We start from the raw sequence: 16,795 nt of genomic DNA on the forward strand, positions 1-16,795 counted from the left end.
AACGACACGATGCACTTGCAGCTTGAAATTGGGGACGTTATAAGCCGCCTCAATGGTCAAGACCACGTGGTCACGGAGTGTAGCGCAGCCTGGTAGCGCACCTCGTTCGGGACGAGGGGGTCGGAGGTTCGAATCCTCTCACTCCGACCATTTTCCCGAAAATTCCGACTTACTCTTGTCTCCCAAAAACCGACATGCGCATGAACTCCCCATCATACTGGGCGAGGGCGACCACGCGTTTACGGTCCAAGATCTCCACACGATTCGAGCGGAACAGGATCAGTCCTTCTTCGCGCAGGTCACGCAGCATCCGATTGAGATGTATCGGTGTTAGCCCAAGAGCATCGGCAAGCTGATATTGCGTCAGTGGGCAGTAGAACGAATTCGGATCGCCCATTCCGCTCGATTTCACGCGGTCGGAAAGCTCCAGAAACAGATGCGCAGTTCGGACGAACGCCGCGCGGCATCCGATATTGGTGAGATGTTCGATCAACATCGACCGCTGCCGCGCCAGAAGTTCGATAAGGATCAAACTGAGACGTGGCGCGCGTTCGATAGAAGCTTCAAGTGAGGCAAGCGGAATCTCGAAAGCCGACATAGGCGTAATTGCCGCGATTGTGTTGTAGCTGTAGCCATCGGCGGTTCGGAGTCCGAGAAAATCGCTTCGCATGGGAAAGTCGATGATCTGCCGCTCGCCGCTTGAAAGATCGCGATATACGCACCCCCAACCGGACCGCACGAGATGGATGCTTCTGACACGTGCCCCCTGTTCAATGATGGTGGCATCGGCTGCATAATCGTTTTCGATAACGGTGAGAGAAGAAAGCGCATCTGTTTCCCGCGCTTCCAGCTTGGCAAGAATTGGAGGTGCCTCCAATAAACCAATAAGCGCTTCAATCGATGGGTCTGTGATCTGCTTGCCACTATGCATTTCTAACCCACTAGAGCGTATCCCGAAATTCGTGAAACAGCATTTCGGAAAAGATGCGCGTCAAAATTAACAGTTAGGGCGCTTGTTCGATTCAATCAAATCGATATGCAATTTAAAGCACTTCCACCATACCGCATGGCGGTTTTGCGCGGAAATCGAATAAACAACCAGTTGAACATTTCAGTTGGAAGTCTGAGTGCCCCTGAGCTTTAGAACGCGCAATTGCCCCCCTTTGCGCTGACGAATTCAGTAAAATCGAAAACCAACTAAACGAAAGATATAGAGGCTATATCCTACCTCTCTCCAAGTCGTTCTTATGGACGGTCATAATTTTTCTGCATTGCTAACATAAGTTAATGACACGATTATTTCCCGATAGCAATATTTACCCCAGTCAAGGCTACAGGTCTATCCAGACAAGCACCGGAAATCACTCGTCTCTGACGAAAGTAATAGTTGGATGCATAAACATAGAGCAACTTGAGTAGCGCCGGGAGTATCACATGTTGGAAACAAGAGGGGATAGCCTTTGGGCTGCTTCGGAAAGCATGGGCGACAGGGGAAACGCCGCAAGCATTGAGGCAGCACGTGGTCGGCGTTTGTTGCTCGTATGCAAGAGCAATCTTGAGCGGCAGTGCCTTTATAACGGGCTTGTGCTGAACGGACTCAAGCTTCCCGTGGAAACGCAAGCAGCGGTTGAACTCGCAGATCCAACGGACGATATTGCTGTTGTTCTGATCAATATTGGTTCGAAGCGCTTGGCCGATCCGTTTTTTTCGGAGAAGTTGCAGGCTGTGATCGAACTCTGGCGCCCGGTTCCGGTCGTTTTTCTTGCCGAACGCGAGGAGTGGGCCCAGGTTGTGCGCGCCATGGAAATCGGTGCTCGTGGCTACATTCCCACTTCAGTCGATATCAAAGTTTGTGTTGAAGCCATCCATCTTGCCACCGCTGGCGGTATGTATGTTCCGGCTTCCATGGTTTTCCAAACCGCGCCGACCGATATCGACGACGATGTTCTGGGTGAGTTGCTCACAGCACGAGAAATCGAGGTCGTCCATGCCATCCGAATTGGCAAATCGAACAAAATCATCGCGTTCGAACTCGGTATGAGCGAAGGCACGGTAAAGGCACACGTGCATAACATCATGAAGAAGATCGGTGCCGCGAACCGCACGGAAGTAGCGTGCAAGCTGCACAGAATGTACGGCGAGAAGTTCGATTTCGACTGACTATTTCGATTTTCGTTGGTCTGGCTCAGCGCCTGTTGCCCACAAAATGTGGAGGGGCGAACTGGTGATCTGCTCCTCCATAATAAGGATGGATGTTCTTTTGTTGGGCTCTCAGTCCAGTCTCCCCTAAAATGCCAGCCTTCCAGAGCCCGATTATATACTCGATCTGCTACGCTATAACGCTACTCATTCCCCACATTCTTCGACCAAAGCTAAACAACATCATTAAACGGCTCGATGGTTTTGTTTTTTAGTTACATCGAACCGGGATAAATGCGCTATGCGAAGTTTTTACCATGCTGGTAACTCTTGCTTTGCTTCAGTCCTTCACGTGCAAGAGATGACTGAAAGAATACAACTGTTCGATTTTGAGTGAATATAGATATTGGATTCTCTATTAACGAATAGGTTTATGAGAGTTGCATCGGGCCGTTCGAAGGGGTGGTCGAGATTTAGACATTTATCGGCGAAATATGCGTTTCGTTTGAAATGTAAACGAATGTTTATACTTGAATTTATGCTGTTTTTGTTGGCCATTGGGCGAAAGCGAAAAATATCGAAAATTGCTGAAAAGCGAATGCTATTCGAAGCCATTCGAACTGAAATGGTTGCTTTCTATTGAAAAAACGCGAAATTACCCGAACGTAATCAGAATAATGCCAGATCCGGGATAAAAATGCAGCTCACTCCCCGTCACAACGCAATTCTTGAGCTCGCTCGCAAGCAAGGGCAGGTTCTGGTGGATGATCTTGCTGCGGCTTTCGAGGTGACGCCGCAGACGGTCCGCAAGGATTTGAATGATCTTTGCCGCGCCCGGATGTTGCGCCGCATCCATGGGGGTGCACTCTATCCATCCGGCGTCGAGAACATGGAGTATGAAGCACGACGCCGCATCGCCGCGCATGAAAAGGAATCGATCGGGCGCGCTGCCGCAGAAATCATTCCGGACGGTGCTTCCTTGTTCATCAATATCGGCACTACGACTGAAGCCGTCAGTCAAGCGCTGGTCGACCACAATAATCTGATGGTCATCACCAATAACATCAACGTTGCCAATACGTTGCGTGTTCACCCCTCTATAGAGGTGGTGGTGGCAGGTGGCGTCGTGCGCCCGTCTGATGGAGGGATTGTTGGCGAGGCCGCCGTTGATTTCATCCGCCAGTTCAAGGTCGATTACGCAATCATCGGCGCTTCGGCTATGGACGAAGACGGTGCTTTGCTCGATTTCGATTTCCGCGAAGTGAAGGTAGCGCAGGCCATCATCGCTAATGCCCGGCACGTAATCCTTGTGACTGACGCCACAAAGCTGGAGCGTACAGCTCCGGTGCGTATCGGCCACATATCGCAGATCAATACCTTCATTACCGACCATTGTCCGTCGAACCAGTTGCGGGAGCTGTGCCACGAAAGTGAGGTAGAGCTGATTGAAACCCTTGGAGAAAGCCGGACGGCAGAAAAACAAGCATAGTTTCGTTTATTTTCGATTTGCTTTCGTATGAAATGATTTATATTCGCTTTGGTTTTCGGAGAGTGGTCTTCGGGGTTCGCCATGGCGCAAGAGAAACTATTTGACATTTTTGTAATCGGCGGTGGCATCAACGGCTGCGGTATCGCACGTGATGCGGTTGGTCGAGGATTTTCAGTTGGCCTTGCCGAAATGAACGATCTGGCAAGCGGCACCTCATCGCGGGCAACCAAACTCATTCATGGTGGTTTGCGCTATCTGGAGCACTATGAATTTCGTCTGGTGCGCGAGGCGCTGATGGAGCGGGAGGTGCTGTGGGCCAACGCACCACACATCATTCATCCGATGCGCTTTGTGTTGCCTTATCATAAGGGCGGAATGCGCCCTGCATGGTTGTTGAGGCTAGGGCTGTTCCTCTATGACCATCTGGGCGGGCGTAAAAAGCTCCCCGCCACGCGTACGCTTGATATGCGCTCGGACCCGGCTGCGCAGCCCTTGAAACCGCTTTTTACCAAGGCCTTCGAATATTCGGACTGTTGGGTGGATGACGCGCGTTTCGTTGCCTTAACTGCCCGTGATGCAGCGGATCGCGGAGCGATAATCCAAACTCGAACCAAGGTCGTGGCGGCTCGCCGTGACAGGGAATACTGGACCATCACGCTCGAAGATACCGGTACACATGAGCGCGAGGAAGTTCGGGCTCGTCTGCTGGTCAATGCTGCTGGTCCCTGGGCCGACAAGGTTCTGCAGGGTGTCGAAGGAGATCGACAGCTTCACAATGTCCGGCTTGTTCAGGGTAGCCATATTGTGGTGCGCAAGAAGTTCTCCGATCCCCGTTCCTATTTCTTCCAGAACAATGACGGGCGTATCATATTCGCCATCCCCTACGAGGATGAGTTCACCCTGATTGGCACAACCGATCAGGACTATCAGGGTGACCCGGCCAAGGTTGCGATCACCGATGGTGAGACCGACTATCTCTGCGCGGCAGCCAGCGAATATTTCAAGGAGCCGGTCAGACGCGCGGATATCGTCTGGACCTATTCCGGTGTTCGCCCGCTTTATGATGACGGTGCAAGCAAGGCACAGGAAGCAACGCGCGATTATGTCCTGAAAGAAGATGCACCCGATGGGCTTGCACCTCTGATCAACGTTTTTGGTGGCAAACTGACCACTGCGCGCCGACTTGCTGAACATATGCTGGAGAAGATCGAGCATAGGCTGGGACAAAAAGGTGCGCCGTGGACCCATGCTGCTCCGTTACCCGGTGGCGATTTCGTGGATGTCGAGTTCGAACGCGAATTGCAAAAGGTGAAAGTTGCATATCCCTTCCTGACGCCTGCTCATGCGCGGCGCCTGTTCCGGCAATATGGGACGCGTATTCGCGTTCTGCTTGGGGAAGCCGCTTCACTTGCCGACCTTGGACAGCATTTCGGTGCCGATCTTTATGAAGCCGAAGTGCGGTATCTGCTTGAGAATGAATGGGCGGTGAGCGCCGAGGATATTTTGTGGCGGCGTACGAAACTTGGTCTTCGCCTGAATGCGGCGGATGTTTCCTCGCTTGAGGAATATCTGAAGCCTGCACGCGTCGCCTAAGCCCTCTCAATCTGTAGCCACACTTGCCAGTTGTGTTTTGAGCAGTCATTATTCTCCCAGACAGCGGGTTCCAGCCTTCCTGGGAGGAAAAGATGGGCACACCGCAAGACCGAACACATGCCGATCTGATTCAATCCGCGATCATGACAGCGGGAGGGGCAGCGCGATCTGCTCTGGTCGCTTCATGGCGACGCTCGTCGGAACTGCACGGGCTTGATCCTGCCGAACTGGGGTCGGTGCGCACCCTTTCCGATGGTGAATTCAGGACCGCTCATCAACGTATCGAACGTCTTGTCAGCATAGCGCAAGCCAGTATGGATCGCCTTTATCTGGCCGTCGGTGGTGTGGGTTGTTGCGTGCTTCTGGCTGACAGTGAGGGCGTTCCCGTTGAACGTCGTGGTGCGCCGGGCGATGATGATACATTCTATCGCTGGGGGCTTTGGACCGGCGCTGTCTGGAGCGAGCAAAGCGAAGGCACCAACGGGATCGGCACCTGCATTGTTGAACAGCGCCCGTTGACAATTCATCGCGACCAGCATTTTCATACCCGTAATATCGGGCTTTCCTGTACGGTCGCCCCGATCCATGATCATCAAGGGCGTTTGATGGCAGCGCTTGATGTTTCCTCGTGCCGCGCCGATCTGACGGAGGCTTTTGCGCAGCTTATATCTGTCGCAGTGATCGATGCTGCACGGCGCATCGAGGCTGAAAATTTCCGTCAGGCTTTTCCCGAGGCTCGTATCATGCTGGCGCCAAGCCCCGACAGAACCGGCGGAGCACTGATCGCGGTCGACAAGGATGATCTGGTCATCGGCGCCACACGTGCGGCGCGTCTGGCAATGGGGCTTGACGATGCCGCTATTGCAGTTCCGTTGCCTGCAGCCGATCTTCTCGGCTGGCACGCTGACCCTCGTGAAGATATGGCAGAGTCAGAGCGCAGTGTTATTCTGCGCGCTCTTGCGCGCGCAGAAGGGAATATTTCGGCCGCAGCCGGCCTTTTGGGCATCAGTCGCGCCACGCTTCATCGCAAGCTCAATCGCCTGAAGATCATTCGTCCGCACTAATCAGCAATAAGCGGGCGCAACTGTCTCAATATTGCGACACATAACCTTGCGAGCTTGAATGCGCGGGATGACTCTTTCGTGATGCCGCGCGATCCTCACTCATGAAACGCTGTAGGAGCAGCGTGGTTTTGGGAGGAATGTCATGAACAAAGTTGAATTCAGCCGGACCGTGAAGCCGGCTTTCGCAAAACGCTACGGAAACTTCATCGGGGGCAAATGGGTCGAGCCTAAGTCGGGCCGCTATTTCGAGAACACTTCACCGGTCAATGGTCAGGTGCTTTGCGAAGTAGCCCGCTCGGATGCCGCCGATGTTGAAGCGGCTCTCGACGCAGCGCATGCCGCCAAGGATGCCTGGGGCAAGACGAGCGCGGCGGAACGCGCGCTCATCCTCAATCGCATTGCTGACCGGATTGAGGAAAATCTGCCTGCGCTCGCTGCAGTCGAAACCTGGGACAACGGCAAGCCAATTCGCGAAACTACCGCTGCCGATCTTCCTCTGGCCATCGATCATTTCCGCTATTTCGCCGGTGTGATCCGCGCCCAGGAAGGCAGCATTTCCGAAATCGACCACGACACGGTCGCTTATCATTTCCATGAACCACTCGGCGTTGTCGGTCAGATCATTCCGTGGAATTTCCCGCTTCTCATGGCGACCTGGAAGCTCGCTCCGGCCCTTGCGGCGGGCAACTGCGTCGTACTGAAACCGGCTGAACAGACACCGGCATCGATCCTCGTGCTCATGGATCTGATCGGCGATCTTTTGCCCCCCGGTGTGATCAATGTCGTCAATGGTTTTGGTCTTGAGGCAGGCAAACCGCTCGCATCCAGCCCGCGCATCGCCAAGATCGCCTTCACCGGCGAAACGACGACGGGTCGATTGATCATGCAATATGCCAGCCAGAATCTCATCCCGGTTACGCTGGAACTCGGCGGCAAGTCGCCGAACATCTTCTTCAAGGATGTTGCAGCGGAAGACGACGATTTCCTCGACAAGGCCATCGAAGGCTTTGTGATGTTCGCACTCAATCAGGGCGAAGTCTGCACGTGCCCAAGTCGCGCGCTCATCCATGAATCGATTTACGACAAGTTCATGGAAAAGGCGCTCAAGCGCGTGAATGCAATCGTGCAGGGCGATCCACTCGATCCTGCCACGATGATCGGTGCACAGGCTTCCAGTGAGCAGCTGGAAAAAATCCTGAGCTATCTCGATATCGGCCGTCAGGAAGGTGCTGAAGTGCTGGCAGGTGGCGAGCGCAATATTCTGCCAGGTGATCTCGCTGGCGGTTACTACGTCAAGCCGACCGTATTCAAGGGCACTAACAAGATGCGCATTTTCCAGGAGGAAATCTTCGGGCCGGTCGTGTCTGTTGCAACCTTCAAGGACGATGCGGAAGCGCTATCGATTGCCAACGATACGCTTTACGGTCTGGGTGCCGGTATATGGACGCGTGACGGCACGCGTGCCTATCGCTTCGGACGTGCCATTCAGGCCGGTCGTGTGTGGACCAATTGCTACCATGCCTATCCGGCGCATGCAGCATTTGGTGGTTACAAGCAATCGGGTATCGGTCGCGAGAACCACCTCAAGATGCTGGATCACTATCAGAACACCAAGAACATGCTGGTGAGCTACAGCCCGAAGAAGCTGGGTTTCTTCTAGTGGATTGAATTTGACGTTTGATACCCGTCCGATATAGATCTCGTTTCAAACGTCAAATTCGAAAAATCCACTAGATTCATAAGGTTACTAGTGGTCTTTTTGATTCCGACATTTGCTCGGCACTCATATCCGAGGGATGCAAATGTCGGAATCAGACCACTAGAGCATGTCTCCCAAAAGTGGGAACCGGTTTTGGGATCAAGACATGCATAAAACAAAGGGCTAGAGCGGTTTCAAAGACTCCGTTTTAAACGAAGCCGCTCTAGCCGAAGCTGACCCCGGAACTGCAATGTGGAGAAAACATCTTCGCATTGCGCTCAATCAAGGGGCGGAGCCGTTCTTCATGCCAGTATTGCGTCGAGCATAACGGCTTCCAATACCCTCCCAAGGGGGCCTGGGCGGAAACGCCCGGGCGACCTTCTTCTAGTGCCTCCGGAAAGCATTCAGTTTTCGACATTCATTTCTTCCCTCCCCCAGGAAGCCAGCTCAGTTCGACAACGAAGGAGAAACTTCATGGCAAAGACAATGAAAGCCGCTGTGGTGCGCGCATTCGGAAAGCCACTGACAATCGACGAAGTACCTATACCCGAGCCCGGTCCGGGACAGATACAGGTTGCCATCCATGCATCCGGCGTTTGCCATACCGATCTGCATGCAGCCGAAGGCGATTGGCCGGTGAAACCCAATCCGCCATTCATTCCGGGGCATGAAGGCGTCGGTTATGTTTCGGCTGTGGGTAGCGGTGTCAAACATGTGAAGGAAGGCGACCGCGTCGGCGTTCCATGGCTTTATACCGCATGTGGCCACTGTCGTCATTGCCTGGGTGGATGGGAAACGCTCTGCGAAGAGCAGCTTAATACAGGCTATTCGGTCAATGGTGGCTTTGCCGAATATGTCGTTGCCGATCCGAATTTTGTCGGCCATCTGCCGAAGAATATCGATTTCAACGAAATCGCGCCGGTTCTCTGTGCTGGCGTAACGGTTTACAAGGGCCTCAAGGTAACCGACACCAAGCCCGGTGACTGGGTTGTGATCTCCGGTGTCGGTGGTCTCGGCCATATGGCGGTGCAATATGCCAAGGCAATGGGGCTTAACGTTGCCGCTGTCGACATCGACGACAGAAAGCTTGATCTCGCGCGGAAGCTTGGCGCGACGGTGACCGTCAATGCCAAGACGCATAATGATCCGGCGGCCTATATCAAAAAAGAAACTGATGGCGGTGCGCAAGGCGTGCTGGTTACGGCTGTTTCGCCGATCGCATTCGAACAGGCCTTGGGCATGGTATCGCGGGGCGGCACTGTATCGCTGAATGGTCTGCCACCCGGTGACTTCCCGCTCTCTATATTCAACATGGTATTGAATGGCGTCACAGTCCGCGGTTCGATTGTTGGTACGCGGCTTGATCTGCAGGAGTCACTGGATTTCGCCGGTGATGGCAAGGTGCGCGCTACTATCCGAACCGAAAAGCTCGAAGATATCAATTCCATCTTCGATGATATGCGCCAAGGCAATATTGAAGGTCGCGTAGTCGTGGACCTGACTCAATAGGCAGGTTGGGCTAGTATAGGAGAGGGCGGTGAATTTCCGCCCTTTCGTATCATGGAGGAGGATATGGTTGAGGTAGCTTCCGGCGACGGCAAGGGTCAGGTTAGCGCCACGGCGGCAGCGCTCGATCTCATCCGTGAATTGCAGGCCGAATATGGACCGATCATGTTTCATCAGTCAGGTGGTTGTTGCGACGGGTCATCACCGATGTGCTATCCGCAAGGAGAATTTATTGTCGGCGATACGGATGTAAAACTGGGCGAAATCGGTGACGCTCCGGTCTATATCAGCGGCCCGCAATATGAGGTCTGGAAGCATACCGAACTCATCATCGATGTCGTTCCGGGACGCGGAGGCATGTTCTCCCTCGACAATGGGCGCGAAGTTCGGTTTCTGACGCGTTCGCGGGTCTGTTCGGTTCCCTGATTTCTCTTTTCGTTTTGTGGCGAAGCGGTTAGTTAGATCGGAGAGGGAGGGAGACGATCCAACATGGCCGCAGCAGGAAAACGAGCAACCATTCATGATGTGGCACGCCTTGCCGGTGTGTCGATCAAGACAGTTTCACGCGTCTACAATGACGAACCGAATGTGCGCGAAGCCATTCGCGAAAAAGTCAGGCAGGCGGGGAGTGAGCTCCGTTACCGTCCCAATGCTGCAGCACGCAACCTTGTTGAACGGCGTTCTCACTTGATCGGACTTTTCTTCGAGAACCCCAGCGCCAGCTATGTCACCGAACTGCAGATGGGCGCACTGGAGCGGCTGCGCGACACGCGATACCGGCTGCTGATCTTCCCCGTCGAAAATCGTGAAGACATCCGTGGTGCGCTGATCGAAACAGCCCACGCTTCCGGTCTCGACGGCATCATCGTGACGCCCCCCATGTCGGACGATCCTGAAATTCTGGCCGAACTGACGGCTTCCGCAATGCCATTTGCCCGTGTCGCAGGCGACGCGAATGTTCACCCGACCGACAGTGTCACGATCGATGACGAAGCGGCTGGCGTCGATCTGATGGAGTATCTTCTGAAACTCGGCCATCGCCGGATTGCGATCGTGATTGGCGATCCAACCCATCGCTCGGCAGAGTTGCGCCTCGCAGGCTATCGCCGTGCACTGGAAGAGGCGGGGATCAAGCGCAATCCCGATTATGAGGTGCAGGGTGGCTTCAGTTTTGCGAGCGGTCTCGCCGCCGGAAAGAAGCTGCTTTCGCTTGAGGAACCACCAACCGCTGTGTTTGCGTCAAACGACGATATGGCCGCCGCCGTCATGCAGGTCGCCTATGACCGCAACATTGCGATACCTGATCAGCTAACGGTGGTTGGCTTCGATGACAGCGCGATCGCCAGCATGGTTTCGCCGCAGATCACCACCGTCCGCCAGCCGATTTTCGAGATGACCCGCGATGCGGCGGACATGCTTCTCAACCAGATCGAAACCGGTCACCTGTCGGCCTCCCGGCGGATTGAGTATAAACTCATCATCCGCCAGTCATCGGGAAAAGCGCCGGTATAGGCCTGTCTAGCTCTGTGCTGGACGCGAGGGGAAGAACCGCTCGCGGGCGAAATTGCTGCCGAAGATCATGTCATATTGCAGCATCTGATAGTCACGCAGGAGAGGAGGAAATGGCGGCCTCTGTTGCCAGCCTTCCTCGACTTTCTCCGAGCGGTCGAAAACTGCATGATTGTCAACGACCTGGTAGCGCTCATGCAACTGACGCAGGAAGCCTGTGTAATAGGGATGCTGCATCCCTGCCATATCCAGAATGTGCAGCGGTAGGAAGGCAGGGCTGATCGTACCGGTTCCCCGCTCGGCGCCACGCTTATTCGACCAGAGAACAAGCGGTGTTTCGTGTTGCAGCATCATATCGGCGGCAGGCGCTGTGCGGCTCGCGACCCGGTTTGCCATGAACCCGGTCTCGACATAGACGGGGCCGAGTGGTGGCAGATGGTCACCGAAGAAGACGAGAATGGTTTCGCGGTCGCGCTTCGACGCCCAGTCCATCAACCGTGCAAGGCTCGCATCGGCATCCATGGCGCCTTGCGAATAGGAACGGATCGACTGGCGCGTGTGCTCGCTGGCGTCAGTCTGCACCTCAAGTTTGGAATCCGGGTAACGATTGGCTTCGTAGGGGCCATGTCCTTGAAGTGAGACGGCAAAGAAGAAGAATGGCGCATCCATGGAATCTGCTTCGCGGATGATTTCATCGGTCAAAGCAGCGTCGGAGGCCAATGAGCCGCGCTTTTCCAGCGGTGGCATGTTTTCTTCTGACATGAACTTGTCAAAGCCCATGCTTTCATAGACGGGGCCGCGGTTCCAGAACCATTGGCGATAGGGGTGGATGGCGCGCGTCGCATAACCCTGATCCTTGAAAAAGCTTGCAAGCGAGGGAAGCGGGCGACGGATATATTGCTGATAAGGGATACTGCCGGAGGGCAGGAAGGCTTTGGAAAAACCGGTCAGAGCCTCGAACTCGACATTGGCAGTCATGCCACCGAATTCTGGCGAGAAGACATGGCCGGATTGTTCCACCCGGACTGTGGGAATCGGGTCGGCGCTGAAAGCCACGCCCGGAAGGCGGGTCGGATCCCAGAAGGATTCGCTCATCACCATAATGACGTCAGGCTTGCTGGTATCGAATGCAGCAGGGATCAACTGCGCCGGCGGTTCAATGGCGGCAATTGCTTCAGAAGAATAGCCTTCCGGAGCGAAGACGGTAGCCATTGGCACATTCAGGATGAAGGCCATGGTAAAGCCGTTATGGGCGTAGTTTTCCTTCTGGTCCCACATGATCGGCAGGATGCGCAGACGGTCGCGCGCCAGCGAAAAACTGGCATAGTCGGAAATCACTGCGAACCAGGCGAGCAAGGGCAGCGCGAAGGCAATACGCAGCATCCGACCCTTCCATGGGATCGGATCAAAGCGCCGCCACCAGAACAGCGTCACGGTGATCATCACCGCTGCCGAAGCAACGAGAAGCAGGGCTATGCCGACCGCACTCCACGGGCGATCACGCACCAGAAGCGGCAGAAGATCGACGATCTGACGGGCATAGAGAAAATCGCTCGGATAAAGCGGGTCACCGAGGTAAAGGCTCTTTTCGCGTGCAGTTGTGGCCGCAATCAGTGCCAGCGGGCCGACAACAAAGAAGCCATAGTGAATGCGTCCGAAAATAGCGTCGCTTGCTGTCAGGACCACGACGAAGAGCGCAACGGTCGTCCATGCAGGCTTATGCGGTGTGCGGAAAAACTGCATCGTGTCGGTGAACGAGCCGCGCACGATCCATTCGACAGCGAAAACCAGCAGCGTTGAAAGTACAATGGAAGCGAGCGCAATTGCGGCGAGGCGCAGCGGCCAGGCAATACGGGCAGGCCCGAAAATCGCGGCATCGCTCCAGCGACGCGCAGCGGTATTTTCCATCACACCCGGCATGTTTTACTCACTAACTCCCGCTCTTCTACAAAAAGCCTGTCACATTTCTGTCATGGAAATGTCAAGGCACGCTTGGGCCGCGAGTGATACGCACCGTGATCTGAATGGATGATGAATGGAGCATGTCTCTCGAAAGTGGGAACCGTTTCGGGATAAAGACATACGTGAAAACAAACAGATAGAGCATTTCTAATGATTCAATCAGAACAGGGAATGCTCTAAAATGAAAACAGGGCTGGAACTAATCCGGCCCTGTCCATGGCATTATAGCGGATTGGATTACGAAAAGACGTCTTCCAGTCCCTTGGTCAGTTCCAGCGCCTGCCGCTCGAACAGGCGGCGATAGATGCCACCCGGCTTGCGGATAAGCGCATCATGATCGCCTTCTTCAAGGATCTTGCCCTTGTCGAAAACCAGCAACCGGTCAAGAGCACGAACCGTCGAAAGCCGGTGCGCAATGACAAGCGTCGTACGACCAACCATCAGCCGTTCCATTGCCTGCTGGATCAGCACTTCCGATTCTGAATCGAGGCTCGATGTGGCCTCATCCAGAATAAGGACTGGTGCATCTGCCAGAAACGCACGGGCAATCGCCACACGCTGACGCTCGCCGCCCGAAAGCTTCACACCCCGTTCACCGACAAGCGTTGCATAGCCTTTCGGCAGGCGGCTGATGAAGTCATGCGCGCTTGCGAGGCGTGCAGCCTCTTCAATCTCCGCCTGTGTCGCGCCGGGGCGGGCATAGGCGATGTTCTCGGCCAGCGTCCGGTGAAACAGGATTGGCTCCTGCTGCACGATGGCGATCTGCGAACGCAGCGATGCCTGTGTGACTTCGGCAATGTTCTGTCCGTCAATCTTGATGGCGCCGCCGCTGACATCGTAGAGACGCTGGATCAGCTTGACGAATGTCGTCTTGCCCGAGCCAGAATGGCCAACCAGGCCAACCCGTTCGCCAGCCTCGATCTTGACTGAAAAGTCGCGATAGAGGGCTGCTTCGTGGTTGCCATAGTGGAAAGTGACATGATCGAAGGTGATCTCGCCATTTCCAATCTTGATCGCCGGTGCACCTGGCTTGTCGGCAATGCCGTAAGGCTGTGCCTCGATGTCGACCAGCTCCTCCATGTCGTTGACCGAACGCTGCAGGTTGCGGATATGCATTCCTACGTCGCGCAGATAGCCTTGCAACATGAAGAAGGCTGTCAGGACGAAGGTGATATCACCCGCCGTTGCCTTGCCCTGGCTCCACAGATAGAGCGCAAAGGCGATGACCACGCCGCGCATCACCAGCAGGTTCGCACCCTGAATGAAGCCATTCAGCGTACCGATCAGCCATGTGCGGCGTGTGCGACCGCGCCACTTGGAAACGACCTTTGCAAGACGCGCATCTTCACGGCTTTCCGCGCCAAATGCTTTGACAACGGCGTTGCACGAAATGGCATCGGCCAAAGCGCCGCCCATTCGCGTGTCCCAGCTATTGGCAAGCGTTGCCGCAGGCGCAACAAAGCCAAGCGAAATCACGATCGTGCAGACGATGAACAGCACCGAACCGATTGCAACCAGCAACCCCATCAGCGGCCAGTACCACGATAGAAGTACCACCGAACCAACCAGCATCAGGATTGACGGCAACAGTGCCACGATCAGCGTATCGTTGAGCAGGTCGAGTGCCCACATGGCACGCGAGACCTTGCGCACGGTCGATCCGGCAAAGGCGTTGGCGTGCCAGTCTGTCGAAAACCGCTGCAGCTTACGGAACGAACTTGCTGCCATGTCGCTCATGATCTTCAAGGTGAAGTCCGTGATGACATAGAAGGTCAGCTGACGCGTAATCAACGCCAGCGCACCCAGCGCAAGCAGGATGATCAGGGCATGAATGGCGGCATCCCATCCACTGTCGCCGCCAAGCGACAATGCGTCGACCAACCGACCGGAATAGAGCGGTGTCAGAACATCTGCGGCTGTTGCAAGCAGCATGCCGATTATCATCAGCGTCAGCCGCAAGGGCTGACTTCGCCAATGGCCGAAAGTGTAGCCGAGGACATTGCGGAAAGCAGGTCCCCGGAAATCTATGCGAAACCGAGTCATATCTATAATACCAGGCCGTGTTTAAACGGACTCTGGTTCCTTTAAAGAAGACAAAACAAGCAGCCGGTGAGGGCTGCGGCAAATTTGGAAGTTTTGGAATCGGCCCTTTTAGGGAGGGCGTTCAGGCCTCAGCCTGCAATGCGGGCCAAAGACTTAAAGCTTGGAAGCGCCCGCGCAAACACTGGGCACCATGGGGAATGGGTAATAGACACGCATCTCATACCTCTTGCCAGTGTTGCAGATGGATGCACAATAAATGAGCAAAAATTTTTGCCAAGGCGCAAAATGACGAATTTTCTATCCAACCATTTGACTGTGACAAATTTGCAAGCCTCGTTTTAAGGAGTGCTGATCCAGCTTTCCGCCCTTTGCTGAACGGATATTTTCACTTTTTCCGTTACAGGACGGCTCCGGCCTTGCAATTCTGCCGCTCATGGGTGAAGGGTCGTCCTGAGATATATCAGAGCCGTGCGGCGCACAGGGAGAGTTCATGACAGTCCATCAAAATCTGATCGCGGGCGAATGGGTCGGCGGCGACGGGATCGCCAACATCAATCCTTCGGACACCAAAGATGTCGTTGGGACCTATGCGCGGGCAACTGCCGAAGACACCAGGGCGGCCATTGCCGCCGCGAAATCCGCTTTCCCGGCCTGGTCGCGTTCCGGCATTCTGGAACGCCACGCCATCCTGCGCAAAACTGCCGATGAAATTCTGGCGCGCAAGGACGAGCTTGGCCGTCTCCTGTCGCGCGAAGAAGGCAAGACGCTGGCTGAAGGCATCGGCGAAACCATTCGCGCCAGCCAGATTTTTGATTTCTTCGCAGGCGAAGCCCTGCGTTTGGCTGGCGAAGTTCTGCCTTCTGCGCGTCCGGGTATCGGTGTGGAAATCACCCGTGAGCCGGTCGGCGTCGTGGGCATCATTACGCCATGGAATTTCCCGATCGCTATTCCGGCCTGGAAGATTGCGCCGGCACTTTGCTACGGCAACACGATTGTGTTCAAACCGGCTGATCTCGTGCCGGGCTGCTCCTGGGCGATTGTCGATATCCTGCACCGTGCGGGATTGCCAAAGGGCGTTCTCAATCTCGTCATGGGCAAGGGTTCGGTTGTCGGTCAGACCATTCTGGACAGTGCGGACGTTCAGGCCGTCACCTTCACCGGCTCGACCGGTACGGGCAAGCGCGTTGCGGCGGCATCCATCGAGCACAACCGCCGCTTCCAGCTCGAAATGGGCGGCAAGAACCCGGTTGTCGTCCTGGATGACGCCGATCTCGATGTCGCTGTCGAGTCCGTGGTCAATTCGTCCTTCTTCTCGACGGGCCAGCGCTGCACGGCGTCGTCGCGTATCATCGTGACGGAAGGTATCCACGACAAGTTTGTCGCTGCTGCAATCGAAAAGCTGAAAAGCGTTGTGGTCGACAATGCCCTGAAGCAGGGCACGCATATCGGCCCGGTTGTTGATGAAAGCCAGCTTCAGCAGGACATGGATTATATCGAGCTTGGTCGCAAGGAAGGCGCAAAGCTTGCTTTTGGCGGCGAACGTCTGAACCGCGAAACGCCGGGCTTCTATCTCCAGCCTGCGCTTTTCACCGAAGCCACCAACCAGATGCGTATCAGCCGCGAGGAAATCTTTGGCCCGGTCGCTTCGGTCATCCGCGTCAGGAATTATGAAGAAGCGCTTGCTACCGCCAACGATACCAGCTTCGGACTGTCGTCGGGCATCTGCACGACGAGCCTGAAATACGCCACGCATTTCAAGCGCAATTCGGAAGCGGGCATGGTGATGGTCAA

The 16,795-nt window shown here is 55.0% G+C and carries 12 protein-coding genes and 1 tRNA gene; 10 read left to right on the top strand and 3 right to left on the bottom strand.

All coding sequences use genetic code 11. The features are described from left to right. Positions 1–73 precede the first annotated feature (73 nt). Positions 74–150 (top strand) — tRNA-Pro (locus tag AAE521_RS16555). A gap of 19 nt (positions 151–169) precedes the next feature. On the opposite strand, the gene AAE521_RS16560 is transcribed toward AAE521_RS16555, so the two are convergent. Beyond that, complete coding sequence (locus AAE521_RS16560) at positions 170–931, bottom strand: Crp/Fnr family transcriptional regulator (protein WP_071633185.1); 762 nt, start codon at positions 929–931, stop codon at positions 170–172. A gap of 503 nt (positions 932–1,434) precedes the next feature. Here AAE521_RS16560 and AAE521_RS16565 point away from each other — a divergent pair. The 8 genes from AAE521_RS16565 to AAE521_RS16600 all read left to right on the top strand — a co-directional run bounded on the left by AAE521_RS16565 (position 1,435) and on the right by AAE521_RS16600 (position 11,002). Continuing rightward, positions 1,435–2,160, top strand: a complete 726-nt coding sequence (locus AAE521_RS16565) for a response regulator transcription factor (protein ID WP_071633186.1) — start codon at positions 1,435–1,437, stop codon at positions 2,158–2,160. A 676-nt stretch (positions 2,161–2,836) separates the two neighbouring features. Continuing rightward, positions 2,837–3,628, top strand: a complete 792-nt coding sequence (locus AAE521_RS16570; protein ID WP_071633187.1) for a DeoR/GlpR family DNA-binding transcription regulator — start codon at positions 2,837–2,839, stop codon at positions 3,626–3,628. Positions 3,629–3,709: 81 nt separating this feature from the next. Next, the gene (gene glpD / locus AAE521_RS16575) at positions 3,710–5,221 is read left to right on the top strand and encodes a glycerol-3-phosphate dehydrogenase (RefSeq protein WP_342061875.1); all 1,512 of its coding nucleotides are present in this window, start codon (positions 3,710–3,712) and stop codon (positions 5,219–5,221) included. Positions 5,222–5,313: 92 nt separating this feature from the next. Continuing rightward, positions 5,314–6,285 (top strand): GAF domain-containing protein, encoded by a 972-nt coding sequence (locus AAE521_RS16580; RefSeq protein ID WP_010658041.1) that lies wholly within the window; start codon positions 5,314–5,316, stop codon positions 6,283–6,285. 142 nt (positions 6,286–6,427) lie between these two features. Further along, the gene (adh, locus tag AAE521_RS16585; protein WP_342061876.1) at positions 6,428–7,945 is read left to right on the top strand and encodes an aldehyde dehydrogenase; all 1,518 of its coding nucleotides are present in this window, start codon (positions 6,428–6,430) and stop codon (positions 7,943–7,945) included. A 513-nt stretch (positions 7,946–8,458) separates the two neighbouring features. Next, complete coding sequence (gene adhP, locus AAE521_RS16590) at positions 8,459–9,493, top strand: alcohol dehydrogenase AdhP (protein ID WP_010658043.1); 1,035 nt, start codon at positions 8,459–8,461, stop codon at positions 9,491–9,493. Between the two features lie 63 nt (positions 9,494–9,556). Further along, positions 9,557–9,916 (top strand): DUF779 domain-containing protein, encoded by a 360-nt coding sequence (locus AAE521_RS16595; RefSeq protein ID WP_071633190.1) that lies wholly within the window; start codon positions 9,557–9,559, stop codon positions 9,914–9,916. A gap of 63 nt (positions 9,917–9,979) precedes the next feature. Beyond that, complete coding sequence (locus tag AAE521_RS16600) at positions 9,980–11,002, top strand: LacI family DNA-binding transcriptional regulator (protein WP_011982461.1); 1,023 nt, start codon at positions 9,980–9,982, stop codon at positions 11,000–11,002. 6 nt (positions 11,003–11,008) lie between these two features. Here AAE521_RS16600 and AAE521_RS16605 read toward each other — a convergent pair whose 3' ends face one another. Further along, entirely contained in the window at positions 11,009–12,919 is a 1,911-nt protein-coding gene (locus tag AAE521_RS16605; protein ID WP_342061877.1) for an LTA synthase family protein, read from the bottom strand. A 279-nt stretch (positions 12,920–13,198) separates the two neighbouring features. Continuing rightward, positions 13,199–15,004, bottom strand: coding sequence for an ABC transporter ATP-binding protein (locus tag AAE521_RS16610; protein WP_071633193.1), 1,806 nt, complete (start codon positions 15,002–15,004; stop codon positions 13,199–13,201). Between the two features lie 490 nt (positions 15,005–15,494). On the opposite strand from AAE521_RS16610, the gene AAE521_RS16615 reads away from it, so the two are divergent. Further along, positions 15,495–16,795, top strand: a 1,301-nt coding sequence (locus AAE521_RS16615; protein ID WP_342061878.1) for an aldehyde dehydrogenase family protein, incomplete at its 3' end; no start/stop codon positions are given.

Source organism: Brucella cytisi (assembly GCF_038433355.1).
GTDB classification, from domain to species: Bacteria; Pseudomonadota; Alphaproteobacteria; order Rhizobiales; family Rhizobiaceae; genus Brucella; species Brucella cytisi.